Annotated in this window: 25 protein-coding genes; 21 read left to right on the top strand and 4 right to left on the bottom strand. The window is 42.9% G+C overall.

Annotation, left to right across the window (positions count from 1 at the left end):
- Positions 1-21: 21 nt before the first annotated feature.
- From GSY63_RS08595 to GSY63_RS08605, 3 genes are all read left to right on the top strand, one after another.
- Positions 22-789: a carboxypeptidase-like regulatory domain-containing protein gene (locus GSY63_RS08595; RefSeq protein WP_166585381.1), complete on the top strand. Its 768-nt coding sequence runs from the start codon at positions 22-24 to the stop codon at positions 787-789.
- Positions 773-1111, top strand: coding sequence for a hypothetical protein (locus tag GSY63_RS08600; protein WP_243749189.1), 339 nt, complete (start codon positions 773-775; stop codon positions 1109-1111). The genes GSY63_RS08595 and GSY63_RS08600 overlap by 17 nt, the downstream gene beginning before the upstream one ends.
- Before the next feature lie 69 nt (positions 1112-1180).
- Positions 1181-2284 (top strand): DUF3078 domain-containing protein, encoded by a 1104-nt coding sequence (locus tag GSY63_RS08605; protein WP_166585382.1) that lies wholly within the window; start codon positions 1181-1183, stop codon positions 2282-2284.
- A gap of 1 nt (position 2285) precedes the next feature.
- Here GSY63_RS08605 and GSY63_RS08610 read toward each other — a convergent pair whose 3' ends face one another.
- A complete protein-coding gene (locus GSY63_RS08610; RefSeq protein ID WP_166585383.1) occupies positions 2286-4736 on the bottom strand; it encodes a DUF5916 domain-containing protein in 2451 nt (816 codons plus the stop codon).
- A gap of 157 nt (positions 4737-4893) precedes the next feature.
- Here GSY63_RS08610 and ffh point away from each other — a divergent pair, with 157 nt between their 5' ends.
- Together ffh and GSY63_RS08620 are read left to right on the top strand one after the other, a co-directional pair.
- Positions 4894-6222 carry a signal recognition particle protein gene (ffh, locus tag GSY63_RS08615; RefSeq protein ID WP_166585384.1) on the top strand — a complete coding sequence of 443 codons (1329 nt, stop codon included), beginning with the start codon at positions 4894-4896 and terminating at the stop codon, positions 6220-6222.
- Between the two features lie 132 nt (positions 6223-6354).
- Entirely contained in the window at positions 6355-7956 is a 1602-nt protein-coding gene (locus GSY63_RS08620; protein WP_166585385.1) for an AAA family ATPase, read from the top strand.
- An 89-nt stretch (positions 7957-8045) separates the two neighbouring features.
- Here GSY63_RS08620 and GSY63_RS08625 read toward each other — a convergent pair whose 3' ends face one another.
- Positions 8046-10262 (bottom strand): transferrin receptor-like dimerization domain-containing protein, encoded by a 2217-nt coding sequence (locus GSY63_RS08625; RefSeq protein ID WP_166585386.1) that lies wholly within the window; start codon positions 10260-10262, stop codon positions 8046-8048.
- A gap of 152 nt (positions 10263-10414) precedes the next feature.
- On the opposite strand from GSY63_RS08625, the gene ypfJ reads away from it, so the two are divergent.
- The 3 genes from ypfJ to GSY63_RS08640 are packed head-to-tail and all read left to right on the top strand — an operon-like array spanning position 10415 to position 13128.
- Entirely contained in the window at positions 10415-11281 is an 867-nt protein-coding gene (gene ypfJ, locus GSY63_RS08630; protein WP_166585387.1) for a KPN_02809 family neutral zinc metallopeptidase, read from the top strand.
- A 57-nt stretch (positions 11282-11338) separates the two neighbouring features.
- Positions 11339-12295, top strand: coding sequence for an MrcB family domain-containing protein (locus tag GSY63_RS08635; protein WP_166585388.1), 957 nt, complete (start codon positions 11339-11341; stop codon positions 12293-12295).
- Positions 12292-13128: an N-acetylmuramoyl-L-alanine amidase gene (locus GSY63_RS08640; protein WP_166585389.1), complete on the top strand. Its 837-nt coding sequence runs from the start codon at positions 12292-12294 to the stop codon at positions 13126-13128. Before GSY63_RS08635 ends, GSY63_RS08640 begins: the two co-directional genes overlap by 4 nt.
- A gap of 135 nt (positions 13129-13263) precedes the next feature.
- Here the strand turns inward: GSY63_RS08640 and GSY63_RS08645 are convergent, their stop codons facing one another.
- Complete coding sequence (locus tag GSY63_RS08645; protein ID WP_166585390.1) at positions 13264-14919, bottom strand: glutamine--tRNA ligase/YqeY domain fusion protein; 1656 nt, start codon at positions 14917-14919, stop codon at positions 13264-13266.
- 180 nt (positions 14920-15099) lie between these two features.
- Between GSY63_RS08645 and GSY63_RS08650 the strand changes: the two genes are divergently transcribed.
- The 10 genes from GSY63_RS08650 to GSY63_RS08695 all read left to right on the top strand — a co-directional run bounded on the left by GSY63_RS08650 (position 15100) and on the right by GSY63_RS08695 (position 21515).
- Positions 15100-15522, top strand: a complete 423-nt coding sequence (locus GSY63_RS08650; RefSeq protein ID WP_166585391.1) for a cobalamin B12-binding domain-containing protein — start codon at positions 15100-15102, stop codon at positions 15520-15522.
- Positions 15523-15529: 7 nt separating this feature from the next.
- The gene (locus tag GSY63_RS08655) at positions 15530-16306 is read left to right on the top strand and encodes an enoyl-CoA hydratase/isomerase family protein (RefSeq protein ID WP_166585392.1); all 777 of its coding nucleotides are present in this window, start codon (positions 15530-15532) and stop codon (positions 16304-16306) included.
- 111 nt (positions 16307-16417) lie between these two features.
- Positions 16418-17860, top strand: a complete 1443-nt coding sequence (locus GSY63_RS08660; protein ID WP_166585393.1) for a sigma-54-dependent transcriptional regulator — start codon at positions 16418-16420, stop codon at positions 17858-17860.
- A gap of 2 nt (positions 17861-17862) precedes the next feature.
- Complete coding sequence (locus tag GSY63_RS08665) at positions 17863-18084, top strand: hypothetical protein (RefSeq protein WP_166585394.1); 222 nt, start codon at positions 17863-17865, stop codon at positions 18082-18084.
- 114 nt (positions 18085-18198) lie between these two features.
- Positions 18199-19242 carry an AI-2E family transporter gene (locus GSY63_RS08670; protein ID WP_166585395.1) on the top strand — a complete coding sequence of 348 codons (1044 nt, stop codon included), beginning with the start codon at positions 18199-18201 and terminating at the stop codon, positions 19240-19242.
- Between the two features lie 107 nt (positions 19243-19349).
- Complete coding sequence (locus GSY63_RS08675; protein WP_166585396.1) at positions 19350-19616, top strand: YtxH domain-containing protein; 267 nt, start codon at positions 19350-19352, stop codon at positions 19614-19616.
- Between the two features lie 55 nt (positions 19617-19671).
- A complete protein-coding gene (locus GSY63_RS08680; protein ID WP_166585397.1) occupies positions 19672-20025 on the top strand; it encodes a phage holin family protein in 354 nt (117 codons plus the stop codon).
- Positions 20025-20453, top strand: coding sequence for a hypothetical protein (locus GSY63_RS08685; protein ID WP_166585398.1), 429 nt, complete (start codon positions 20025-20027; stop codon positions 20451-20453). Before GSY63_RS08680 ends, GSY63_RS08685 begins: the two co-directional genes overlap by 1 nt.
- Before the next feature lie 73 nt (positions 20454-20526).
- A complete protein-coding gene (trmB, locus tag GSY63_RS08690) occupies positions 20527-21177 on the top strand; it encodes a tRNA (guanosine(46)-N7)-methyltransferase TrmB (protein WP_166585399.1) in 651 nt (216 codons plus the stop codon).
- 5 nt (positions 21178-21182) lie between these two features.
- Positions 21183-21515, top strand: coding sequence for an MGMT family protein (locus tag GSY63_RS08695; protein WP_166585400.1), 333 nt, complete (start codon positions 21183-21185; stop codon positions 21513-21515).
- Between the two features lie 87 nt (positions 21516-21602).
- Here the strand turns inward: GSY63_RS08695 and GSY63_RS08700 are convergent, their stop codons facing one another.
- A complete protein-coding gene (locus GSY63_RS08700) occupies positions 21603-21962 on the bottom strand; it encodes a VOC family protein (RefSeq protein WP_166585401.1) in 360 nt (119 codons plus the stop codon).
- A 195-nt stretch (positions 21963-22157) separates the two neighbouring features.
- On the opposite strand from GSY63_RS08700, the gene GSY63_RS08705 reads away from it, so the two are divergent.
- The 3 genes from GSY63_RS08705 (at position 22158) to polA (ending at position 26228) form a co-directional block, all read left to right on the top strand.
- Positions 22158-22508, top strand: coding sequence for a carboxymuconolactone decarboxylase family protein (locus GSY63_RS08705; protein WP_166585402.1), 351 nt, complete (start codon positions 22158-22160; stop codon positions 22506-22508).
- Positions 22509-22664: 156 nt separating this feature from the next.
- Positions 22665-23231, top strand: a complete 567-nt coding sequence (locus GSY63_RS08710; protein WP_166585403.1) for a DNA-3-methyladenine glycosylase I — start codon at positions 22665-22667, stop codon at positions 23229-23231.
- Between the two features lie 186 nt (positions 23232-23417).
- Entirely contained in the window at positions 23418-26228 is a 2811-nt protein-coding gene (gene polA, locus GSY63_RS08715) for a DNA polymerase I (protein WP_166585404.1), read from the top strand.
- Positions 26229-26266: the final 38 nt, after the last annotated feature.

Here is a 26266-nt window from a genome sequence, read left to right on the forward strand (position 1 = left end):
TGTAAGTTTAGTTTTGGTGCTGTGAGTAAAAGGTGGTTAATATTTCTTTGTTTTTTTGGTTCGTTGTTGCATGCTGTTGCTCAGCAGAAACCTGTTGATGGTGTTGTGTTTGATAAAGATAGCAAAGAGCGCATAGCCAAAGTAAACATTGTAAATGCGCGAACCAAAGAGTCTATCTACAATAACCTGCAGGCCGAATTTCACATTAACGTTAAAATTGGCGATCAGCTTATTTTTAGCAAAGTTAATTATGCAAATGACACGGTAACGGTAAAAAATACGGGTTCTATTGCGGTGTACCTTAAGGCAACCAGTATTATGCTGAAACAGGTAGATATACACGATACACTGAAAACACCACTGGAGCGCTATCAAGCTACCCAAAGAGATTATACCAAGATATATGGATCATTAGGCAACCGTAGTATTTTAAGTACTTCGCCTTATGGCGGAGCGGGTATTAGCATCGATGCTATCTGGAATATGATAAGCCGCAGCGGCCGTAATGCGGAACGCCTTAAAGGAATTATAGAGCGCGATTATCACGAAAATATTATCGACTATCGGTTTAATAAAACCCTGGTTGGCAATATCACCGGTTTAACAGAACCAAAGCTTTCGGAGTTTATGCTGCGTTACAGGCCAGGTTACTACATGGTAGTTACAGCAAGCGATTACGATTTTATAGCCAGCATTAAGGCCAACTATCGCAGGTACTTGCGCAGTCCAAACAGACGTTATACCTTGCCGGTATTGCCCCATATAGTGCCAGATGATGAAAAAAAGTAGATACCCCATAATTGTGGCGCCTTTTTTAAAGGTTGCGGGTATAGCCTTATTTCCGTTTATATTGGTGAGCAACAAGCAACTTTTGGAGGATGAAGTTTTAATGCGGCACGAAACCATCCATTTAAAACAGGAAGCCGAATTATTAGTTATACCGTTTTATTTGCTTTATGCGTTAAGCTATTGCATAAATTTTGTGCGTTACAGAAATCATAGCCGGGCTTATGAAATGATATGGTTTGAGCGGGAAGCCTACGCCAATGAATACAATACCGATTATTTGTACAAAAGGAAGTTGTATGCATGGATAAATTATGTGAAATAACTGTAAGGCAGACATAATTATATTTTTCCTTTTTTTTAAAAGGGCATTTTTGTTTTTATTTGCTACTGAATGTTTAAACGCGTCTTTACCTCTCTCCTATTTTTATTTACGGTTATAACACTGCAGTCAAGGGCTCAGGTTACCGACAGCCTTCAGCATCATATAGATAGCCTGCAGCGGGCTGACAGCCTTAGGCGAATAGATAGCCTGGCTAAACTAGACACAGTTAAGATAGACACAGGAGTGCTTAATAAGTACCGGATAGATCTGCGCCGGTTTAAACTGCCTGTGGTAACAAAGCCATTTACCATCGAACAGAACTTGGTTCCGGTTGGTTTGCTTGATTATAAAGTATCGTACTGGCGCAAATGGATAACATTTGGTATCAATTTAAATCAGACGGCATTTAGTAATAACTGGAGTGGCGGGGGTGTAAACTCGCTAGCCATCGGCGGAAACTTCGACTATAAAACAGAATACAACAAAGCGCCTTTTGACTATACCAGTGAATTATTGTTGCTATATGGCAAATCGCACAACAAAGGGCAAACGGCGCGTAAAACGAACGACCGTATATTCTTCGATAACAAGATAGCAACCCAATTATCTAAAACATGGTATTTCTTCGGTTCGGTAAGTTTTGAGTCGCAATTTGACAAAGGTTTTCAGTACGATGACACCGGTACCTTACCTGGTTATCCGTTGCTGATCTCCAATTTTATGTCTCCCGGTTATGTTACCGAATCGTTGGGTTTTGAGTATAAGCCAAACAAGGTGTTCGATTTACGTTTGGGTACGGGTACCGCCCGCCAAACCTTTGTGTTAGATACAACACTTTACCGCAATTTGCCGCAAAATGACCCGAACAATCCAACAAGTTACGGGGTTAAAAAAGGCCATACTTTTTTAAACGAGCTGGCATTTCAAGCCGTGGCTGTTTATGATAAAGATATTATGCCAAACGTGCATTTAAATACACGATATGCATTGTTTATACCTTACGGCCGTTCACTCGAAAACATCGACCACCGTATTGATGCTGTTTTAACTGCAAAGGTGAACAAGCTTATAGCTGTAACAATTAATGCTACAGCGTTGTACGATAAAGATACCGCGCCAAAAATACAAGGCTCGGAAGGGTTGGCCCTGGGTGTAATCTACAAGTTTCCGTAAGTTAAGCGTGTTTCTTTTTGCGTAAGCTCTGGTAGTCGATATAATAAAGCACTTTTATCGAAAAGTTGTTGTTTTGCGGTTGGGTGAACGTATCATGCAAATTATATAGATAACCATTTCTCGCCTGATCGGTGTTGGTTTGTGACGAGCCCTTCCACGCCAAACTTAACTCACTACCAGGAGAAAATACCCAGGCATAGATCATATCCAGGTTCCAGGTGTTAAAGTTCTGATCGTTATCGTGGTTAAAGTTGGTCGAGGTAAGATCAACCAAAGCGCCATCTGGCGATAGGTTATAAAACTGCTTATTGTTTAGCTTGCTCCAGTAATGCCTTGCACGCAGGGTTAATCCCATAGTGTTATTAAAGGTGTATTTAAGATTAAATATGTTTTCGATGGTATGCACATTTCGCAATGCAAAAATTGGTGTAGTACCTGCGCTGTCGAGTGTCGAGAAGCCTGTATAGTTAATCCGCGGGCTGTAAATCACATCCTGTCCGAAAGAGAATTTGTTACTGATACGGAAAGTATAATAGGCTTCACTATCGTAACCATAGCCACTAAGCCGGTCTATTTTTCTGTAGAAATAAAATATACCTCCATAAAAACGTTTCGCCCTGTTACTGTTTATGCCGCCTCCAATACCAGCGCTTGCCGGGGTTTGATAAACAAGGCCGGCTACACGGGGCTCGTAAAAATCGTTTCCGGCTGCTTTATAGCTTAAATCGATATACCCTCGCCACAAACCCTTTTTGGTGGTAAAGTAATATTCACTATTAAAGTTAAGCGTCTGGTACGCACTCGGCTTGTATCTGCGCGAATAGTACACGTTACCATAAATACCCCAAGATGTAAAATAACGCTTCGGCTTGTAGCTGTTATAATACATATTAATATTGTGGTCGAAGTAATTGTTGTTGAACATAATACCCAGATCGTTTGAGCTGTATTTGCTGTCGACCAGGTCTTCGATAATATTCCAGGTAAAATTACCCAGCGTTTTGCCAGCGTTTATTTCATAGCTGTAACCGGTGGTTGTTTGCCTGTCGGTATAAAACAGGTTGCTCATCATGGCAAAGCCGCTCAGGTTGTAAGAGTTCTTCTTATTGTTAAGACTGAACACAAAGCCACCAACGTCGGCATTATAATCTTTGCCAAACCTATCAACATTGGTATTAATAAAAGTTACTGCCGAGTTGTTCTTCAGGTTTTGATCCAACACGATGATATTGTAGTTGGTAACAGGGCTGGTTTGTACCTTACGCGACGTATTAGTCACCGTATCCTGTATGGTGGCATAAGCCGGAGCGCTAACCGCGTTGAACACCCCAATACCCAAACCATTAGCCATACGCCCCGAAAATTTGGTGGCATTGTAAAGTTTGGTTTCGGTAGGGTTTTTAATAACGGCTTCGTTAGGCGCTAAATTATCATAAGCATTATTATAGTCAATCGGTTGGCCACCCACCCTGCGCGAATAAAACAGGTTACCCTTGTTAAATAACTCGGTGCCCTCTGTAAAGAAAGGCCGGTTCTCGTTGTACTTAACTTCGAAAGGGGTTAAATTAAGAATGCGGTTGTCCGATTGCACCTGCCCAAAATCAGGTATCAACGTCATGTCGAGCGTAAAACTGGCGTTAATGCCATATTTAACATCCATACCACCGTTAAAAGAGTTGGTAGTGTTTTTTACACCGGTAGTATTGTATGGATAATGGTTTACATAGGTAGATGCATAAGGGTAAAACGCTAACCTTACCGGTGGTGTAACCTTTTCTATCCCGGTAAGTTCACCTTCCTGGTTTATAAAGCCGTTTTTCTTCGGGTCTATCTCATTCCAGAATAATTGCTTTTGTTCGAAGTTTCGCTTTCGCACAAAGTTTAAGCCCCAGGTTTGCACCTCTTTATTAGCAAAACGCAGCGCCGAATACGGGATCTTAAACTCGGCCGTCCAGCCTTGATTGTCAACCTTCACTTTGCTTATCCACACCGAGTTCCAGTTAGGGTCTTCATTTCCCTGGTTAGAGTATTTAGCGTCAAACTGTACGCCCGCTGCGGTAACATAAAAGCCGCTGCCGTTAATGCGGTCGAGGTAGGTATCTAATACAATACCCAAAAAATCGTCATTGGCAATATTGTCGCGGGTGGTTAGCTCGCGGGCTACTTTATCGGCCGATGTTTCATACATCCGGGCACCCACATAAATAGCTTCGTTATCGTAAATTATTTTTATCTCGGTACGTTCTTCCGGCTTTTCATGCCTGCCCGAAGTAGGGTTTAGTTCAACAAAATCGGTTGCTATCGGAACATTTTTCCAGACATCGTCGTCCAGGCTGCCATCTATTTTAGGAGCAACGGTAGTTTTAATGGCCGCCAGTTTTCTGATAACAGGCTGAGAGATAGCCGAAAAACTAATTAAAATAAAGAATAAGAGCGTATAAAATCTGGGCATAAACGGTTAGCAAGAACAAGCATAAGATGCGTTTCGTAAGTAAATAGTTACACTTTGATAATTAAAAGTTTTACTATGCAAGTTGATACGGTGGAATAAATTCAAAATCATAACTTTGTAGTCCTCAAAAAACTGAGATAAAAGAGGTTGACCAGATATGTTTGAAAATCTTTCGGATAAGCTCGACAGGGCGTTTAAGGTTCTAAAAGGACAAGGAAGTATAAGCGAGATCAACGTGGCCGAAACCATGAAGGAAATTAGAAAAGCCTTACTGGATGCCGACGTTAACTATAAAACTGCAAAAGCATTTACTGATGATGTAAAGCAAAAGGCTTTAGGTGAAAACGTGTTAACCACCATTTCGCCGGGGCAATTGCTTACCAAAATCATGAATGATGAGCTGACTGCTTTAATGGGTGGCAGCACTGCCGAGCTGAATTTATCAGCTTCACCAACCATTATTTTAATAGCGGGCTTAAACGGTGCGGGTAAAACCACCTTTACCGGTAAGCTAGCCAACTATTTAAAAACACAACTAAAAAAGAAACCTCTATTGGTTGCCGACGACGTTTATCGCCCGGCGGCGATTGATCAGTTAGAGGTTTTGGGTACCCAGATAGGCGTACCGGTATATGCTAACCGCGAGTCGAAAGATCCGGTTGCTATTGCTTTAGAAGGTATTGCACAGGCTAAAGCAAACGGCCATAACGTGGTGATTATTGACACCGCCGGTCGTTTGGCTGTGGATGAGGCCATGATGCAAGAGATTGAGCGCGTTAAAGCGGCTACCCAACCACATGAAATTTTGTTTGTGGTTGATGCCATGACCGGTCAGGACGCGGTGAACACAGCCAAGGTATTTAACGACCGTTTGGACTTTACCGGTGCGGTGTTAACCAAGTTGGATGGTGACACCCGTGGTGGTGCCGCGCTTTCTATCAAATCTGTTGTAAGCAAGCCGATCAAATTTATCGGTACAGGCGAAAAGATGGAAGCGCTAGATGTGTTCCACCCGGATCGTATGGCCTCCCGTATTTTGGGCATGGGCGACGTGGTTTCCCTGGTAGAGCGTGCTCAGCAACAATTTGACGAACAACAAGCTGCGGAACTCCAAAAGAAGATCCGTAAGAATAAATTCGACTTCAACGACTTCTATAGCCAGATACAGCAGATCAAGAAAATGGGTAACATGAAAGATCTGATGGGCATGATACCGGGTGTTGGTAAAATGATGAAGGACGTAGAGGTAGATGATAACGCTTTTAAAGCTATCGAAGCCATTATCCAATCAATGACTCCATTTGAGAAAGAAAACCCGGATAGCATTAATCAGAGCCGCCGTACCAGGATCTCAAAAGGATCGGGTACAGACATTGCTGAAGTTAACCGCCTGATTAAGCAGTTTGAAGACATGCGCAAGGTGATGAAACAAATGAGCAACCCTGCCGCGATGGCCAACATGATGCGCAGAATGCCGAAAATGTAATTAAGAAGAGAGTCAGGAATCGAGAATCAAGAGACAAGACTTTGTTATATAAAAAGGGCTGTGAAATATTTCACAGCTCTTCTTGTTTTATAATTATCGTTTGTATGTTTATTGGAACTTTAAACCTCTTCAATGAAAATAAAAAAGATCCAGCTTAAGAATGGATACAAACGATTTTACGATTTAACCATCGATTTAGGAGATAATCCCAAAAGAATAATAGCTTTAGTAGGGCCAAATGGTTGTGGAAAAAGTAGTGTTTTTGATGGAATGTTGTTTCTCAATAGCGCTTATGGATCCCTGGGTAATAAAGGAGGTCGAAACTATGAGTTTCATTCTATGAAACGAGAGCCAAACTATACCTATCAAAACATTCTTTTAGATTTTGTAGACGGAGATTATGAAAGTGTTAGACGTAAAAAAGAAGTGTCGGGGAAGGAAAAAACTCTTCTGTCTTTTAGAAGCCCATATCGTTACAACTCAAGTTTAAAAGTTGAACAATCAAGGGCGATAACAGAGCTTAGATTGAATTCCTATGGAGCAAGTTCATCAGCGGACATTGATGATAAGATGGAAGAGAATTATAGACGTTTAAATATTAAATATAATAAATATTTAAACCATGCAGATTGCAGGCCCAGTGAAGCAAAACAAAAAATAATAGGCGACTTAAACAACTCGTTAAAAAGATGCCTTGATTTAGAAATCGTTAGTTTGGGAGATATAGAAGCAAGTCAAGGAACTATATTTTTTAAAAAATCTGATCAGGGGGTTCAATTTGAATTTAATGTTTTGTCTTCTGGCGAAAAAGAAATTGTGGACATCTTATTGGATTTGTATTTAAGACAAGAAGAATATGACGACACAGTTTTTTTATTTGATGAACCCGAGTTACATATAAATACATCAATACAAAAAAATCTTTTGCTGGAAATAAATAAATTGATTGGCCCTAACTGTCAAATATGGTTAGCGACCCACAGTATTGGATTTTTAAGGGCTTTACAAAATGAGCTAAAAGATGAATGCGAAATAATACAATTTAAAAAAGGAACAGACTGGGGCTCAACCGCACATGTCTTAAAACCAATAAGGAAGACGAGAGCAAAATGGGCAGAAATATTTGAAACCGCCTTAGACGATTTAACAGGCTTAATAAGCCCCAAAAGAATAATATATTGCGAGGGTAGAGATTTGCCAGGATTCCGTGGGCAGGAAAGAGGTTTTGATGCAAAGGTTTTCAACAATGTGTTTAATGATAAATATCAGGATACATTATTTATATCCAGTGGTGGCAATACAGAATTAGATCAACGTAGTAGCGTTGCTTTAGCTATACTAACTAAAGTGTTTTCCGATATTGAAATACTTGTATTAAAAGATAGGGATGTGTCTTCTGGAAGACCAAATTCTTTAGCAGACAGAGAACTTTATTTAAAAACAAATCCCGAAAATCATCGAATGTTAATAAGGTGGGAAATCGAAAATTATCTTTTCGATAAAGAGGTGTTAAAAAAATTCAGTCAAAGCAGCGGGATAGTTTTTGATGAAGTAGAATATGATAAATTAGTTACTGATATTGAAAACCAAGATGTAAAAAAGGAAGTGGCTAAAATCAAAAACATTTGTGGTATGACAACCAGTATAAATCCAGAATCCTTTAAGCTATCATTATCAGAAATAATAACAGAAGATATGGCAATTTATAAGGAGTTGGAGAAATGTATATTTTAGTCTTATTGTAAATTATAATAACACAAGAAGGGCTGTGAAATATTTCACAGCCCTTCTTGTGTTATCTTGATCCCCGGCTCTTGATTCTATCAAGGGGCCGGGGGGCTCAGATAAGTTGCCAATTGCGTAATGCTTTTGGCGGCAACATCAATCTGTTGTTTTAATTCTATCCAGTTCCGTTGTTCGATAGACTCACGGATACCTGGTAAGGTTTTTACGCCGTAACCGGTATAGAACCCCGGGGCGTAGATAGTATGCTTAAACCATGGGCGACGCGGTAGCCCCTCGGCAGAAAGTAACTGCTGCTCGGCGCGGTAAAGCTTTTGGTTAAGCGCATCCTGATCTTTGCCAGATTGTGCGGCTTGCTCCCACTCTGTACTTAATTTATCAGTGCTTTGTTTCAGGCTTTCCAGTGCGCTGGTAAGCGGACCGAAATCTATCGTCGGAACTTCTGACTTAATTTCGGGCTGCGGCAAATGCTTGTCTGGATCGTATGATAAACCGAATTGGTTTGATTTGATCAGGCTGTTGTTCATCGCGGTGCTTTCGCGCATTTGGTCGGCAAGTTCTTTTACCTCACTGCCGTATTTAGCAATGGTGCTGTATAAACTACGAAAATCGAAAGGCAGCACATCGGCATTGGCCATACGTAAAGTGGCGCGACCGGCTACCGATGCCAATGCAGGTCCATACTCGAAATCGTGATCTTTAAAACGGGAATAGCTATCGTACGAATCGTAAATAGAGTGGTAATCGCCGCTTGGATCTTCGCCACCAAAGCCCAGATCTAAGGTGGTAATACCCAAGTGTTGTAAGAAGCCAGAATAGTCAGAGCCCGAACCAAGCGCACCAAGGCGAACATTCTTCCGATCCATAATTTCTTTTTTGGCTTTGACAGACGATGCGTTTACCAGATCGCGTGCTTTAGCGCGTTCGTAAACACTCACTTTAGTTTGCGGGTCGGTAACGGCCTGTTCTATCTCGGTCATAAAGCCTTCGAGCGCATGCGAACCTTCGGCACCTAAAAAGCCGCGACCGTTGCTATCAGAGTTAATGTAAACCACAGCTTTTTGTTGTAGCTCTTTAGCGTGGTCTTCAGCGTATTCTGTAGAACCTATTAAGCTTGGTTCCTCGCCATCCCACGAGCAAAATACAATGGTACGTTTTGGCTTCCAGCCGGTCTTAAGCAAATCGCCCATGGCTTTGGCTTCATCCAACATGGCCGATTGTCCGCTGATCGGATCGCTTGCACCGTTAACCCATGCATCGTGGTGGTTGCCGCGAAGAACCCATTCGTCGGGATATTTCGACCCCTTTATTTTGGCAATTACATCATAACAAGGCACCATATCCCAGTTGAATGTCAGTTTTAAGTGAACGGTAGTTTTACCTGGCCCAATGTGATAGGTTATTGGCAAACCACCCCGCCAATCTGCCGGTGCTACCTGGCCTTCCAATGCGGTTAAGAAAGGTAATGCATCGTGGTAACTGATTGGCAGAACTGGAATCTTTAAAATGGTCGGCGCTTCTGAACGATCCAGTCGTTTAGCATCTTTAGTGGCACCTACGTAAGGTGTAAGCGGATCGCCGGGGTAAATTACCATATCCAATACAGAACCGCGTTGTACGCCATACTCGCCTTTATAAGCGCCTTTTGGATATACATCGCCCTGGGTAAAACCATCGTCTTTCGGATCAGAGTAAATGATACAGCCAATAGCGCCATGTTCATAAGCTACTTTGGGTTTGATACCCCTCCATGAGCGGCCGTATTTAGCAATCACTATTTTGCCCTTTACATCAACGCCCATTTTTTGTAGTTGATCGTAATCATCAGGCAAGCCATAGTTTACAAACACCAGCTGACCGGTTACATCGCCGTCGGCACTCCAGGCATTGTAGGTTGGCAATTGCCCGTCTTGTCCCGATGTGGCATCTTCTGCCAAAGCCGGTTCTTTTAATATGGCCGTGTAGGGCGTTGGTCCGGTCATTTCCAGCACACGCGTTTTGGGTGTTGGAAACAGTACGTTATAGGTTTCGATGTGTGCATCCAAACCATAGCTTTTGTATTTAGCTAAAATGGCGTCGGCCACAGCTTTGCCGCCCGGAGAACCTAAATGGTGCGGATATGCCGAAAGCTGTTTTATGGTTTCGCCAATGCGTTTGGCGCTAAGCGATTGGTCGAACTGTTTTTCGTACTGCAGTTCTTTTTCTGCCGATGCTGACGAAAAGCCGCTGATCGTTGTTTGCTGTGCCTGTGCGAAGGCCGCGATGGAGAGAAAAGCAAGTGTAAAAGTTTTCTTCATGCCGTAGTTTTAAGGGGTGACAGGTGAAAATATTGATTTAATGCGACTTATACTCGCAATTTTATGAAAAACCGGAATGTTTCATCGGATTTGTTACATGGAAACAAAAAATCACGGTTGATGTTAATGGATAACAATTAAAGCGGAAATATATGCAATGGTTTGGCGGTAAAGAAAGCGACAATGTTGAAGAAGGCAGCAGCCGTGGCGGCGGCCGGGGTTTAGCCTTCGGCGGCGGTATAGTTGGGGTAATTGGTGTGGTATTTTATTTGTTTACGGGCATTAACCCATCATCGCTAATTGGTAATGGTGGTAATCAGATGGGAGCAAGCGATCAGCAGAATACCAAAGTAACCCATGCCCGTACCAAAGAAGAAAAGCTGGCCAGCATGACTTTTCGCGGTACAGAGGAAGTTTGGGACAGCCTTTTCCGTGCAGCGGGAAAAACCTACCAGAAACCAACCCTGCACTTTTTTAGCGGCGGCGTTGACGCCGGCTGCGGTTTCGCCAGTTCAGCAACCGGACCATTTTATTGCCCGCAGGACGAGAAGGTATATATCGATCTTTCTTTCTATAACGAACTAAGCCAGCGCTTCGGCGCACCTGGCGAGTTTGCCCAGGCCTATGTGATAGCCCACGAAGTAGGCCATCACGTTCAAAACCTGTTAGGCACCTCGCAAAAAGTTGAGAATGCCGAAAGCCAGGCCGGCAGCGAAGCCGAACGCAACAAATACTCCGTAGCCCTCGAACTGCAGGCCGATTTCTACGCCGGTATTTGGGCCCACTACGAAAACCTGTACCACCAAAATGGCCTTGTGTTAGACACCGACGACATAGAAAGTGCCCTCAATGCCGCCCACCAGATAGGCGACGACAACCTCCAAAAGCAAGCCGGCCAATCCGTACAACCCGACTCGTTCACCCACGGCACCTCCGCCCAGCGGATGTACTGGTTTAAACGCGGTTTTGAAACCGGAGATTTAAGTAAGGGAAATACTTTTAGGGAGATGGGGTTGTAGGGGAAATTAAAAAACTGAAATTAAGAAATTGAAAAGTTTTACCTTCATGCCATTATCATGAAGGAGTTATTTCAATATATAGTTAACGATTATCAAGAAGCATATGGGCAAGATTTTGCTAATCATCGTCTTGGAAAAGTTTTAAGAAAGACGTTACCAGAAGCTATAAATGAAATACTTGATATAACTCGTTATAAAGTTCAAGGTTCATCTGGTCAGGGAGTTTGGGCCGCATGCCCATGGATTGCAATTTTCGATACATTGATAACAAGATCGGCTCAATCAGGATATTATCCCGTTTTTTTATTTAAAGATGATATGTCTGGGTTTTATTTATCTCTTAACCAAGGCGTAACAAGTCTTGATAAAGTTTATAAAAGAGATACAAAAGATATTTTAAAGATAAGAGCGCAAGATTTTAGAGCACAAATTGGGATTGATAACATAAAATTTACGGAAATGGATATTAGATTAAGGACGCTTAAATCCACGACTTCTAAATATCCTAAATTGTATGAGGCAGGAAATATCATCGCCAAATATTATCCTTCTGATAATATTCCAGAGAAAGAGTTATTACAGCAGGATATAACTGATATTCTGATGATTTATAAAATGTTATGCTATAACGACGGGATTTCGTCCAGTAAAATTGAAGTTGAAAGCGACGAGGAAAATTATACTGGTTTCGAAAACCTAAGGAATTTTCGGTTCCATAAAAGATTGGAAAGAAATGTTCAGTTATCAAAAAAAGTTAAAAAGGCTCAAGGTTATAATTGTAAAGCTTGTGGGATTAACTTTGAAAATGCTTACGGAACACTGGGAAGAAATTTTATCGAAGCCCACCATCTTAAGCCAATATCGCTATTGACCGGAGATCAAGTGCAATTAAATGCAAAAAAAGATTTTGCTGTATTGTGTTCTAACTGCCACAGCATGATACATAAATACCAAGACCCGAGTGATCTGGACGGGTTTAGGAAACTATTGAAATACAACTATAAACATAAATGAAACACTACCCCTACCTGCTACTACTTTTTGTTTTAACCCTAGCGGCTTGTAAGTCTAAAAAGAAACTTGTTGATCCGGCTGCTGCGGCTAATAAGAGCTTTTACCAATCGCAAGTTGATAGTTTAGTTGATGTGACTAAACAAATGAACCCAGCTATGCTGACGGATAGCTTGGGTCAGCCTATCCCGTCGGAGTTTATTGGTACCGTGAATTTGAACTTGCGAAAACCAAACTATGTAATATTGCATTATACTGCGCAAGATTCGTTGCAGGAAACCATCCGCACTTTTAGCCTTCGCCGCACACAGGTGAGCGCGCATTATGTGGTTGGCAAAGATGGTAAGGTGGTGCACATGCTTAACGACTACCTTCGGGCATGGCAAGCCGGTATAAGTAAATGGGGAAGTGTTACCGACATGAACAGCTGCTCTATCGGTATCGAAATAGATAACAACGGAAACGAGCCCTACAGCGAACCACAAATCAAAAGCCTGTTAATCCTGCTGGCCCAGTTGAAGAAGAACTATAATATTCCACAGGCTAATTTTATCGGTCATGCAGATATTGCACCGGGCCGTAAACCAGACCCCGGACCATATTTTCCATGGAAGCGCCTTGCTGCAAAAGGCTTCGGCTACTGGAGCGACGATATTGTTGTTCCGGCTCCCGATAATTTCGATTATGTAACCGCGCTACGGTTAATTGGTTACGATACCCGAAATATCACCAATACCATAGATGCCTTTAAACGCCACTTTGTACAAACAGACCTCAGCCCCCAAATGACACAGCTGGACCTGAATATTTTGTACAACGTTTATAAGAAATATTGAGCCCCCCGGCCCCCTAAAGGGGGAGCAGGAGTTTTATTTGCTATAAACAGAAAGGCTGCGAAGATGATTCGCAGCCTTTCTGTTTTGTCTTATTTCAGGCCTCTCTTACACTCCCCCTTTAGGGGGCCGGGGGGCTTATTTTTTAGCCCATCCGTCTTTCAAAGTCACGGTGCGGTTAAACACCAGCTTGTCAGCGGTTGAGTTTTTGTCGAGGGTAAAATAGCCTTTGCGGATAAACTGGTACCCTTTACCCGGGATGGCGGTAGCCAGGTCGGGTTCGATAAAGGCATTGATCACTTGCAGGCTGTCTGGATTAAGGTATTCTTTAAAGTCACCCTCTTCGCTCGATGGGTCTTCTACTTTAAACAAACGATCGTACAGGCGAACTTCTGCTGTTTTAGCATGCGGAACGCTTACCCAATGGATAGTACCCTTTACGTTGATGCCGCTGGTATCGCTGCCAGATTTAGATTCGGGCAGGTAAGTACAATGAATTTCGGTGATATTGCCGTCGGCATCTTTCACGCAGCTCTCGCCTTTAATAATGTAGGCATTCTTTAGCCTTACCATCAGGCCTGGTCCTAAACGGAAAAATTTCTTCGGAGCAACTTCCATAAAGTCTTCACGCTCGATATAAATTTCGCGGCTAAACGGAATATCACGACCGCCTTCTCCGCCTTCAACCTCTGGGTTGTTTTCACCGTGAAGAACTTCGGTTTGGCCTTCGGGGTAATTATCAATGATCAGTTTCACCGGATCTAACACTGCCATACGACGCCATGCTGTTTTATTCAGATCTTCACGGATGCAGAATTCCAGCAAGCTCAGGTCGATAATGTTTTCGCGTTTAGCTACACCAATGCGCTCGCAAAACTCGCGAATAGAGGCAGGTGTATAACCGCGGCGACGTAATCCGCTGATGGTAGGCATGCGCGGATCATCCCAGCCATCAACATGACCCTCTTTAACCAATTGCAACAGTTTACGCTTGCTCATAACAGTATAGGTCATGTTCAAGCGCGCAAACTCATATTGATGCGATGGAAAAATTTCCAGCTCTTGTATAAACCAATCGTATAATGCACGGTGCGGTATAAACTCCAACGTACATACCGAATGGGTAATCTCCTCAATAGCGTCCGACTGGCCATGCGCAAAATCGTACATTGGGTAAATGCACCATTTGTCGCCCGTGCGGTGATGATGCGCATGTTTTATGCGGTACATAATCGGGTCTCGCATGTGCATATTAGGCGATGCCAGGTCTATTTTGGCACGCAGTACCTTAGCACCGTCGGGATATTTACCATTCTTCATGGCTTCAAACAGTTCCAGGTTTTCTTCAACACTGCGGCTGCGGTATTGGTTCGGTTTACCTGGTTCGGTTGGTGTACCTTTTTGGGTAGCAATTTCTTCGGCAGTGCTATCATCTACATAAGCCAATCCTTTACGGATCAGCGCTTGTGCGAAGGCATAAATTTTATCGAAATAGTCTGACGCATAAAGCTCGTTGGCCCATTTAAAGCCCAGCCAGCTAATGTCTTCCTTAATGCTGTCAACATACTCTGTATCTTCGGTAACGGGGTTGGTATCGTCGAAACGAAGATTGGTTTGGCCGTTGTAACGCTGTGCTAAACCAAAGTTTAGGCAAATAGATTTTGCATGGCCAATGTGCAGATAACCATTAGGCTCGGGTGGGAAACGTGTATGCACACGGCCTCCGTTTTTACCCTCGCGGATATCTTCTTCAACAATCTCTTCTATAAAATTCAACGATCTTTCCTCGCTCATAAAAATAAAATATACTTGAAAGGCAAATTTAGCAAAAAAATCAGGGTAAAAGGTTTTGCGTTGGACGTTATACGTTTTACGTATTCTTCCCGCGCTTAGCGGCAATAAAAACCTCTAACCGATAACGTCCAACGTCTTACGTATTCTTTGTACATTTACCCGACAATAAACTCGTTTTACATGGGTGAACGCCAATTTAACCGCCCCATAAGGGTATTAGTTGCTAAAGTAGGATTAGACGGGCATGATCGCGGTGCGCGTATCATCGCCACTTCGCTGCGCGACGCCGGGATGGAGGTGATTTATACCGGCCTACGCCAAACGCCCGAAATGGTGGTAAATACCGCCTTGCAAGAGGATGTGGACGCCATCGGAGTTTCTATTCTTTCGGGGGCGCACATGACGGTATTTCCGAAAATTATTAAATTGATCAAAGAAAAGCAGATGGATGATGTACTGCTTACCGGTGGCGGGATAATACCAGAAACAGATGCCCGCGAACTACAACAAATGGGGGTTGGTGAGCTCTTCCCTCCTGGTACAGCCACGGCAAAAATTGTTGATTATATAACCGGCTGGGTGCAACAACACCGTAATTTTTAACAACTTTATGGAATATCAAAATCTATTAATCGAAGATAAAAACCGTATCCGATATATTACTATTAATCGCGAAAGCAAGTTAAATGCCCTTAACCAGCAAACGCTTAGCGAATTGCATAATGCTTTTATGGATGCTTTCGGCAACAAAAACATCGGCGGGGTTATAATTACCGGTGCCGGACAAAAAGCTTTTGTTGCAGGTGCAGATATTGCCGAATTTGTTAACTTAGACCAAAACCAGGGTGCCGAACTGTCCCGAAAGGCACATATCAATGTTTTTGATCTGATTGGTAATGGCGGCAAACCTGTGGTTGCAGCAATAAATGGCTATGCCTTAGGCGGAGGCCTGGAGTTGGCTTTGGCGAGCCATATACGCATTGCGGCCAATAACGCAAAAATGGGCTTGCCCGAAGTAACACTGGGTTTGATACCGGGATATGGTGGCACGCAAAGGCTTACTAAGTTGGTTGGCAGCGGCAAAGCGCTGGAAATGATCTTAACCGCCGATATGATAACCGCCGACGAGGCTTACCGGGTTGGTTTAGTTAATTACGTGGTGGGTTCGGATGAACTGATTTTAAAGGCCGAAGAAATTTTAGGCAAAATTTTACAACGGGCGCCTTTAGCCATTGCTGCAGCCATTGAAGCTGTAAATGCTGCAGGAACGGCACAGGGGTTTGAAACAGAAATAAACGCTTTTGGCAAATGTTTTGCCACTGCAGATACAAAAGAAGGCATTGCTGCTTTTTTGGAGAAGCGCAAAGCGAATTTTAAAGGTGAATAGAATAATTTATAACAAAATCGCCTTTGTTTTCGTATGCCAATAATAAAATTAACAAATTTGTAATGACCTATTAGTCATCTACATTTACCTTTTACGAAGTTTAGTGCCGATATGAAAAAGATTCTCATCGTTGATGATGAAGTGAACACCGCGTTATTGTTATCGAAGTTTCTTACCCGTAATGGGTTCGAAGTTTCGACAGCTTCTAATGGAAGCAGCGGGATGGAGTATCTTAAGAATGGAGAATACGATCTTGTGTTATGCGATTTCAGGCTGGAGGATACCGATGGCCGCGAAATGCTTAAAAATATTAAAGCGCAGTATCCTAAAACCGGAGTAATTATTATTACCGGCTACTCGGATATAAAAATGGCTGTCGAGCTCATTAAAATGGGGGCTTATGATTATATAACCAAGCCGCTATATCCCGATGAGATTCTGAATACCATTACCAAGGCGATAGAAACCCACAACGCTTTGATGGCCGAATCTGACGACGATCAGGCCGCTGTATTGCCTTCAAAATCTTCAGGCAGTAAAGAAAAGCAGGTAATGGCCAGCGAGTTTGTGGTGGGTAAAAGTAAAGCATCTAAAGAGCTATTACGCCAGATAGAACTTGTTGCCCCAACCAATTACAGTGTAATTATTTTGGGCGAAAGTGGCACAGGTAAAGAGTCGGTTGCAAAAAGCATTCACTTAAATAGCCCTCGCCGCGACCAGCCATTCATTGCGATGGATTGTGGATCACTTACAAAAGAATTAGCCCAGAGTGAGTTTTTCGGTCACGAAAAGGGATCGTTCACGGGCGCGCTGTATACCAAAATCGGTCATTTCGAAATGGCCAACGGAGGCACCCTTTTCCTCGATGAGGTGGGTAACCTTTCATACGATATCCAGGCAGCTTTGCTGCGCACCGTGCAGGAGCGTAAAGTAAAGCGCATAGGCAGCACCAAAGAGATTGATTTGGATGTACGCATTATTGTGGCCACCAACGAAAACCTGATGGACGGTATTCAGCGAGGCAAATTCCGCGAGGATCTTTACCACCGTTTTAACGAGTTTACCATCTATATGCCGCCATTGCGCGATCGCGGTACAGATATTATGCTGATGGCTGATCACTTCTTGAAGATCGCAAACAAAGAATTAGGCCGTGATGTGAAAAACTTTGCGCCAGACGTAGAAGAAAGCTTTATGAGCTATCGCTGGACGGGCAACATCCGCGAGCTGAAAAACGTGATCAGAAGAGCAACCCTGCTAACTGAGGGTGAAACTGTACAATCCAAAGCACTGCCGCTCGAGATTTCTAATTATAGCAAGATCTCGCCCCTGGTAGAGCATACACATCATCACCATAATACCGAAACAACGCCAGCGCCAACGGCAAAAGAGCATAGAACCGATTTGAAGAATGCAGCACTCGAAGCTGAGTATGATACCATATTGAAGGTTTTGCGCGAGGTTAACTTTAACAAAACCAAGGCAGCCGAGATACTGAACATCGACCGCAAAACCTTGTATAACAAGATGAAAGCCATTAATATAGGTAAATAGTTATGGCAGATGATAACGGAAAAAGCGGCTCGGAAAAGACCGGCCTGGCCATGGTGAAGCATGATATCAGAAACCAGCTTTCTAACATGACGCTTTGTGTTGAGCAGTTAAGGTTTGAGCTGCCCGACGTTAGTGACGACATCCTGTTTTACATAGATACCATTGCTGCGGGGTGTGTTAAGATTAACGAACTGCTTAAAAAAACAGACGAACAGCGTCTGTAAATATCAATTTTGTTGCGGTAAAACTTAAAGGGTTTGTAGCTGTATTAGTATTATTCAACAACTTTACGGGATCGATAAAGGCGGGATGGCACATACAAGGCTACTTATACACTTATGTCTATTTTCAATTACAGGCAGCGCAATAATATAATTCTCATCAGCATTGTGGTGCTGGGGTGTTTACTCATATACTCACTTGCGTCGCTGTTTAGCGCCATATTGGGGGCCATTGTGCTTTTTACCATTTTCAGGCCGGGTTATCTTTACCTTACCGAAAAACGCCAGTGGAACCATGCGCTTACCGCGCTGATGTTTATCTTCCTTTCGCTCATCGTGATTGTGATCCCATTTCTGTCGTTGAGCATTATGGTGCTTAGTAAAATTGCAGCAATTAGAGACGATCCCTTTTTCATCGATCAACTGATATTAAAAGCTAACGCCTTTACCGGATCAACATTTAATCAACCCCACCTTATTGATGATTTTTTGAAGAAGGTGAGCGTATATGCAACAGATCTTTTTCCATCCATTGTTAGTGGCGCAGCGAGCATTTTGTTAACCCTGCTGATGTTATATTTTCTGCTGTATTTTATGCTCACGCAGATCTATGAATTTGAGGCGGGGCTTTTAAAATATGCCCCCTTCCGCGAGCAGCATGCGCTAAAGTTTGCAGTAGCCCTGCGTAATGCTACTTATTCAAATGTATTGGGCCAGGGTATTATTTCTGTTGTGCAGGGCGGCCTGTTAGCCAACGGGTTTTGGATTGTAGGGATACCCGATGCTTTGTTTTGGGGTGTTATAGGAGCTTTCATTTCATTTTTGCCTGTGGTAGGTGCGCCAACGCTTTCTATCCCGGCAGGGATATATTTGATTATGCTGGGCAGCACCTGGAAAGGTATTGGTATTATGGTGTATGGCCTGTTGTTTATTGGCAATGTGGATAACGTGTTGCGAATGATTATTAACAAACGTATTGGTAATACGCACCCCATTATTTCTATTATTGGTGTGTTTATCGGTTTGCCGCTTTTTGGTATTTTAGGCCTGGTTTTCGGGCCGGTATTGCTGTCGTACTTTTTGCTGCTGGTAGAAATTTATGAGACAAACCGCCTCGCTGCCGACAGGCTCGACCGGATAAAAACAGGGCCGGATATTTAGGTGGTAACACTAATATCAACGTTGCAAACGTTATTGCATTTGGTTGGCAAAGCCAATTAAATTTGCAGCAATTACAAACAAAAACTCAACTTAAAAATTATAATACTATGAACAATAACTCAAAAACTATCCTGGCCCTTATTGCAGGGTTAGCAGCAGGTGCCGCATTAGGTATATTGTTTGCACCCGATAAAGGTGACGATACACGAGACAAGCTTGCTGACTCATTAAAGGGCTTAAGCGATTCTATTAAAGAAACCGCAGGCAAAGAAATTGAAAACCTGCTGGGCTTAAAAGATAAGTTAGTAGATAACATCAAAACTAAAATTCAAGGAGCCGAAGACGAGTATCAGGACGATCTGGAACACGCATAAGTAAAATAAAATCGAATACAGTCCCGGGATTTACCCCGGGACATATTTTAATATAATGGAAGAACAAGAACAAAAACAACAAATGCACCCGCCTATTTTGGAGCAGTTGACAGAATACGCCGAAACGCGTATTAAACTGGTTAAATATAAGGCAATAGATAAAAGCACTTCAGTTGCGGCAGGAGTTGTTACAGATATGGCTATTATGATTTGCCTGCTGTTAACCTTTTTGTTCGCCAGTTTTACGCTTGCGCTTTTTTTGGCCGATGTTTTCCACTCCTACTGGAAAGGCTTTGGTTCTGTTGCCTTAATTTACCTTTTGATTGCCATTATTGTAATGGCCGCCAAGGGCAGTTTAAAGCAGCCAATTGTTAACGCATTGATCAAAAAAATATTTAGCGAAAATTAATGATGGATATAACTGTTAGAACTATAAGTGATCTGCATAGCGAAATTATAAGGCTCGAAAAGCTGAAGCAACAACAGGAAATAGACCTTAAACAGAGGTTTAGTAGTCCATCGTCTATATTTTCGATCGTAAAAAGTTTCTTCCCACGGTCTAATAAAGGCGGTAGCAGCATTCTGGATCAAGACTTTTTAGGTCTGATATCGCGTGTAGCTTTGCCATTTACACTAAACCGCACCCTGTTTAAGGGTTCTGGCTTTTTAGTTAAAACGCTGGTTGGTTTGGTTTCGCAAAAGGCATCGACCTATATCAGCGAAGATTCTGTAACCGGCGTTTGGGATAAAGCCAAAGGGTTGATTACGGGCCTGCTTAGCAAGAAAAATAAAAAGCCCGCTCCTGCTCCGGAGCCGGATTTTTCGAAGGCGTCCTGACAGAATCTATCATTTCTATCTTTTAGGCTCTTAGCTGTAAGTAAAACTTTATTTTTGCACTTTATTATTTAAAGTGGGAAAAGATAAATTAAAGCGATTTGCTGAGATAGAAACGTTTGATAATGTTTTACAATTAGATGCCGGCAAACCTTATAAAGGTCAATGGGCTAAGGAATTTTTTAAAAACGACAACCCTGTTGTTTTAGAACTGGCTTGCGGTAAAGGTGAATACACCGTTAACCTGGCCAAAATGTTTCCGGATAAAAACTTTATTGGTGTCGACTACAAAGGCAACCGCATTTGGCGCGGTGCCAAAACGGCTATAGAAGAAGGAATTAAAAACGTTGGCTTTCTGCGGATACAGATTGAGCAAATTGTTGAATACTTTGCCAATAATGAAATCGACGAGATTTGGATTACTTTTCCTGATCCGCAACCGCAGATTAGTAGAGAGAAAAAGCGCTTAACCTCTCCCCGCTTCCTGGATTACTACCGCCAGATTTTGCGCCCGGGTGCATTTATCAATCTTAAAACAGATAACGATGGCCTGCACGAATACACCGCACAGGTTATTGCAGATCAAGGTTTAAAACTTTACGCAAAGACGGAAGATGTTTACCATTCAGAGTTTTTGAACGAGGTATTGGATATCAAAACCTACTACGAGAAAAAATACCTGAAGCACGACAAGAATATTAACTATTTGAAGTATTCGCTAACTTAGTATTTATGGATGATCCTAATTTTTTCAATCACATTTACGAAGTTACCCGGCAAATTCCGGCCGGGCGTGTAACTTCTTATGGTGCCATTGCCAAATTTTTAGGATCGCCCAATTACTCTCGCATGGTTGGCCGCGCTATGGGCGAATGCGGAAAGGCCAAACCACCAGTGCCCTATCATCGGGTGGTGAATAGCACGGGCCACCTTACCGGCGACCCATCCGCAGCAACGCGCAGGCGGGAGTTGCTGCAAGAAGAGGGCGTATCTGTGAAAGAAGATAAGATCCAGAACTTTAAAAAAGTATTCTGGGATCCATCTAAAGAAATTAACTACGAATAGTCTTGAAGTCCTCTCCTATGGAGAGGATTATGCATTGTTAATTTTTAGGTTATTTGTATGCACGAGGGCTTCGCCATTTAGGTGAGGCTATATATACTCCAGCAATTCCATCCTATTCCCAAACGGATCTAAAAACGAAAACCTACGGCGGCCGGCAATGTCGCGTTGTTTTTGAATAGTAACCCCGTTGGTTATTAGATGAGCCCGGGCTGCTTCCAAATCTTTAACCTCAAAGGCGGTGTGGCGTATGGTTAAAGGGTGCGCGTCTTCTACGCCTACATGCAATTCAATATCCGGCAATTGGAACCAAATACCTACATCATTCAGTTCAACCGGGCGATATTTCTCCGGTAGGCCAATAACTTCGGTATAAAATTTCCGGGCTTCTTCTATACGTTCTTCGGGTACACAAATGTGGATATGGTCGGTACGTTTAAATGTTATCATAGGTTAAAATAAATATGTTTATGCGCATTACTCCTTTTCAATGCCGCTGTAATTTGCATTAATAAGGGAGTAGATCATGATGCTGAGATCTACCAACTTCATCAAAGATAGCCGATACATAACCTGCAAAACAAGAATTTTGCCGAACATTGCAATTCAATAACTCAGTAACTGAATAATTAATAACTCAAAATAATGGGACAATTAGTAGATGATTTCAACGGCTATCGCGAAAAAATGAACGATAGAATAATGGAAACCGCCAATGTAAATATTAAACGGTTTTTTGCTTTAGATACCACCAGTTATGCCGAAGGCGCATTGGATGTAAAAACAAAAGAAATGCTGGGCCTGGTATCTTCTATGGTGTTACGCTGCGACGATTGCATAAAATATCACCTCGGCAAATGCCATGAAGCAGGTGTAAATAGTGCCGAGATGAACGAAATTTTTATGATAGCCAATTTGGTAGGTGGATCTATCGTTATCCCGCACTACCGCCGTGCTGTGGAATATTGGGACGAGCTGAATGGATATCAGGCGTGATTTTTTTGTCATTCAGAGCGACGGCGAAGAATCCTCTTCAATTAGCATTTGCGTCGATGCATTTACGTAGAAGATTCTTCGCCGTCGCTCTGAATGACAACAGGTTTCGGTGTGCTAATAAAATTAGTATATTGCCTGCTCAAAACCTATTGAACCATGAGCCAATCAACTCAAGAAATCCACCGCTGCGCATGGGCCGGCACTGACCCGTTGTATCAAAAATATCACGACGAAGAGTGGGGCAAAACAACGCATGACGATAACGTATTGTTCGAGTTTTTGCTGCTCGAAGGCGCACAGGCCGGATTGAGCTGGATCACTATTCTGCGCCGCCGTGAGAACTACCGGAAGGCTTTTGCCAATTTCGACGCAAAAAAGATAGCCGCATTTGACGAGAAAGACGTAGAGCGTTTAATGAACGACGAGGGTATTATCCGCAACCGCTTAAAGATAAACTCGGCTATAAAAAATGCACAGTTGTTTCTGGAATTGCAAAAGGAATTTGGCTCGTTTGATAAATACCTGTACAGCTTTATGCCCGACGGTAAACCGATAGACAATTGCCCAACCCACGGAGTAGCAGCCACCAGCCCCGAATCGGACGCTATTGCCAGGGATATGAAAAAGCGGGGGTTTAAATTCTTTGGTTCGACTATCTGTTATGCTCACATGCAGGCCACTGGTATGGTGAATGATCATTTAGCGACGTGCAGTTTTAGATAAATAGTCTGAACCAGAATTTTCAGGATTAAAGAATTTTCTGAATTTTCATTTCACGCGTGAATGGACTGCCTGCTTTACCTCATTAATCTTAAATTTGTTGAGTTATATAAACCGTAACTTAGAATTTTAATGGCCAGAATTTTGTTAATTCTTTAATCCTGAAAATTCCGGTTCAAGACAATAATTATGAAAAAACTGTTTCTTCTGGATGGTATGGCCCTAATGTACCGGGCACATTTTGCATTAAGCAAAAACCCGCGCTTTACCTCATCGGGCATTAATACATCAGCTGTAATGGGCTTTACCAATACACTGTTAGATGTGCTTAAAAAAGAAAAGCCAACCCACATGGCTGTTGTTTTTGATACCGAAGCACCAACCGAGCGCCATACAGATTTTGCAGCTTATAAAGCCCAGCGCCAAGCCATGCCCGAAGATCTTTCGGCTGCCATGCCTTACGTGTTTAAGTTGATACTGGGCTTCAACATCCCGGTAATTACTTCTGATGGTTACGAGGCCGATGATATTATTGGTACGCTAGCGAAAAAAGCAGAAAAAGAAGGCTACCAGGTGTATTGCATGACCCCCGATAAGGATTTTGCACAACTGGTATCCGACAATATATTTATTTACAAACCTGCCCGTATGGGCAACGAGATGGAGATTCTCGGGGTAAAGGAGGTTTGCGAAAAATGGGAAGTGGATGATGTTTGCAAGGTGATCGATATCCTGGGTTTATGGGGCGATGCTGTTGATAACATTCCCGGTATACCCGGCATTGGCGAGAAAACAGCCAAGGCACTTATCAAGCAATACGGCTCGATGGAAAACATCATAGCCAACAGCCACGAGCTGAAGGGCAAGATGCGAGAGAACGTGGAGAACTTTGCGGAGCAAGGGCTGCTATCCAAAAAATTGGCAACTATTTTATTAGATGTTCCGGTTGAACTGGATGAAGCTGGATTAGAAATCTGTGCACCAAGCAAAGATTTACTTGAACCGCTGTTTGCCGAACTGGAATTCCGTACGCTTGGCCGCCGTGTATTTGGCGACGATTTCAGCATTACCGAAATTAAAGCTACTGGTGTACAAACAGATCTGTTTGGTAATCCAACGGCAACCGGTCGTACCACCCTAACAGTGGAGATTAATGACATTGCCACAGAAGATTTACCTGAGGCAGGTAAAAACATAACCAACGTAGAGCACACCTATCATCTGGTCGACGACTTTGAAAAGCGGGCAGAACTGATAATGCTTTTAAAGCAGCAAAAAAGCATTTGCTTTGATACCGAAACTACCGGTACAGATGCTAATCACTGCGAACTGGTGGGGTTCTCCTTTTCTATTAAACCGGGCGAGGGCTGGTATGTACCCGTACCTGCCGATCAGAATGAGGCCTACGCCATTGCTTCGGAGTTTAAAGACCTGCTCGAGGATGAAAACATAGATAAGGTTGGCCAAAATATTAAGTATGATATTTTAATGCTTAAATGGTACGGCATTGATGTTAAGGGCGCTTTGTTTGATACCATGATGGCACACTACGTGCTCGATCCGGACACCAGACACGGCATGGATATCCTGTCGGAGAATTACCTCGGATATAAACCGGTATCGATAACTACCCTTATAGGCCCCAAAGGCAAGAACCAGTTAAGCATGCGCGATGTGCCGATGGAGCAGATTAAGGAATATGCTGCTGAAGATGCCGACATTACCTTACAACTGAAAAATGTCTTCGAACCAAAGATCAAAGAAGCTGATGCAGAAAAGCTAATCCACGAGATAGAACACCCGCTGATCTACGTATTGGCCGACATGGAATTTGAAGGTGTGCGTATTGATGAAGGTACCCTGCGCGATTTCTCCAAAGATTTGGAAGCGGACCTGGTGCGTTTAGAAAAAGTGGTTTACGAAAAGGCTGGCGTACGTTTTAACATTGCATCACCCAAACAACTGGGCGAGGTATTGTTCGAAAAATTGATGCTCGATCCCAAAGCCAAAAAGACCAAAACCGGCCAATACCAAACCGGCGAAGATGTGCTGTTAGCCTTGGCCAACAAAAGCGACATCGTGCGCGATATCCTCGATTTCCGCCAGATGCAGAAACTGAAATCTACCTATGTGGATGCTTTGCCAGAGTTAATTAACCCGAAGAGCGGTCGCCTGCATACTTCTTACAACCAGGCGGTGGCTGCAACAGGCAGGTTAAGTTCTAATAATCCTAACTTACAAAATATACCGATCCGTACCGAGCGCGGTCGCGAGGTGCGTAAAGCATTTATCCCCCGCGACGCAGATCACAGCATTATCTCTGCGGATTATTCGCAGATAGAACTGCGCTTAATAGCTGAGATCAGCAAAGACGAAAATATGCTCGATGCATTCTCTAAAAACCTCGACATCCACACCGCTACCGCAGCCAACGTGTATGGGGTAGCGTTAGAAGAAGTGGACAGTACCATGCGCCGTAATGCCAAGGCGGTAAACTTCGGTATTATTTACGGGCAATCGGCTTTCGGTTTATCGCAAAGTCTGGGCATTCCGCGTAAAGAGGCCGGTGAGATGATTGAACAATATTTTGCACAATATTCGGGCATAAAACGTTACATGAGCGATACCATGAACTTCGCCCGCGAGAACGGTTATGTGCAAACGCTGATGGGTCGCCGTCGTTACCTGCGCGATATCAACTCGGCCAACCAAACTGTGCGCAGCTTTGCCGAGCGAAATGCCATTAATGCGCCAATCCAGGGTTCGGCTGCAGATATGATCAAAATAGCCATGATCAACATCCATAGGGAGCTGAAAGCCCAGAAATTGGGTGCCCGCATGACTATGCAGGTGCATGATGAGTTGGTGTTTGATGTGCCTAACAGCGAGATAGAGTTGGTTAAACCAATTATTGAGCACAACATGAAAACCGCTATCAAAACCAATGTGCCTATAATGGTAGAGATCGGCACCGGCTTAAACTGGCTCGAAGCACACTAAAAAAATCAGCGGCGAGTAAACAAACACATTAACCCTGT

This window comes from Mucilaginibacter agri, from assembly GCF_009928685.1.
GTDB classification, from domain to species: domain Bacteria; phylum Bacteroidota; class Bacteroidia; order Sphingobacteriales; family Sphingobacteriaceae; genus Mucilaginibacter; species Mucilaginibacter agri.

Bases quoted from the DNA above. Each gene is read 5' to 3' on its own strand.
- GSY63_RS08600 (WP_243749189.1), top strand. From the start codon at position 773: ATGATGAAAAAAAGTAGATACCCCATAATTGTGGCGCCTTTTTTAAAG.
- GSY63_RS08605 (WP_166585382.1), top strand. From the start codon at position 1,181: ATGTTTAAACGCGTCTTTACCTCTCTCCTATTTTTATTTACGGTTATA.
- GSY63_RS08610 (WP_166585383.1), bottom strand. From the start codon at position 4,736: ATGCCCAGATTTTATACGCTCTTATTCTTTATTTTAATTAGTTTTTCG.
- ffh (WP_166585384.1), top strand. From the start codon at position 4,894: ATGTTTGAAAATCTTTCGGATAAGCTCGACAGGGCGTTTAAGGTTCTA.
- GSY63_RS08620 (WP_166585385.1), top strand. From the start codon at position 6,355: ATGAAAATAAAAAAGATCCAGCTTAAGAATGGATACAAACGATTTTAC.
- GSY63_RS08625 (WP_166585386.1), bottom strand. From the start codon at position 10,262: ATGAAGAAAACTTTTACACTTGCTTTTCTCTCCATCGCGGCCTTCGCA.
- ypfJ (WP_166585387.1), top strand. From the start codon at position 10,415: ATGCAATGGTTTGGCGGTAAAGAAAGCGACAATGTTGAAGAAGGCAGC.
- GSY63_RS08635 (WP_166585388.1), top strand. From the start codon at position 11,339: ATGAAGGAGTTATTTCAATATATAGTTAACGATTATCAAGAAGCATAT.
- GSY63_RS08640 (WP_166585389.1), top strand. From the start codon at position 12,292: ATGAAACACTACCCCTACCTGCTACTACTTTTTGTTTTAACCCTAGCG.
- GSY63_RS08645 (WP_166585390.1), bottom strand. From the start codon at position 14,919: ATGAGCGAGGAAAGATCGTTGAATTTTATAGAAGAGATTGTTGAAGAA.
- GSY63_RS08650 (WP_166585391.1), top strand. From the start codon at position 15,100: ATGGGTGAACGCCAATTTAACCGCCCCATAAGGGTATTAGTTGCTAAA.
- GSY63_RS08655 (WP_166585392.1), top strand. From the start codon at position 15,530: ATGGAATATCAAAATCTATTAATCGAAGATAAAAACCGTATCCGATAT.
- GSY63_RS08660 (WP_166585393.1), top strand. From the start codon at position 16,418: ATGAAAAAGATTCTCATCGTTGATGATGAAGTGAACACCGCGTTATTG.
- GSY63_RS08665 (WP_166585394.1), top strand. From the start codon at position 17,863: ATGGCAGATGATAACGGAAAAAGCGGCTCGGAAAAGACCGGCCTGGCC.
- GSY63_RS08670 (WP_166585395.1), top strand. From the start codon at position 18,199: ATGTCTATTTTCAATTACAGGCAGCGCAATAATATAATTCTCATCAGC.
- GSY63_RS08675 (WP_166585396.1), top strand. From the start codon at position 19,350: ATGAACAATAACTCAAAAACTATCCTGGCCCTTATTGCAGGGTTAGCA.
- GSY63_RS08680 (WP_166585397.1), top strand. From the start codon at position 19,672: ATGGAAGAACAAGAACAAAAACAACAAATGCACCCGCCTATTTTGGAG.
- GSY63_RS08685 (WP_166585398.1), top strand. From the start codon at position 20,025: ATGATGGATATAACTGTTAGAACTATAAGTGATCTGCATAGCGAAATT.
- GSY63_RS08695 (WP_166585400.1), top strand. From the start codon at position 21,183: ATGGATGATCCTAATTTTTTCAATCACATTTACGAAGTTACCCGGCAA.
- GSY63_RS08700 (WP_166585401.1), bottom strand. From the start codon at position 21,962: ATGATAACATTTAAACGTACCGACCATATCCACATTTGTGTACCCGAA.
- GSY63_RS08705 (WP_166585402.1), top strand. From the start codon at position 22,158: ATGGGACAATTAGTAGATGATTTCAACGGCTATCGCGAAAAAATGAAC.
- GSY63_RS08710 (WP_166585403.1), top strand. From the start codon at position 22,665: ATGAGCCAATCAACTCAAGAAATCCACCGCTGCGCATGGGCCGGCACT.
- polA (WP_166585404.1), top strand. From the start codon at position 23,418: ATGAAAAAACTGTTTCTTCTGGATGGTATGGCCCTAATGTACCGGGCA.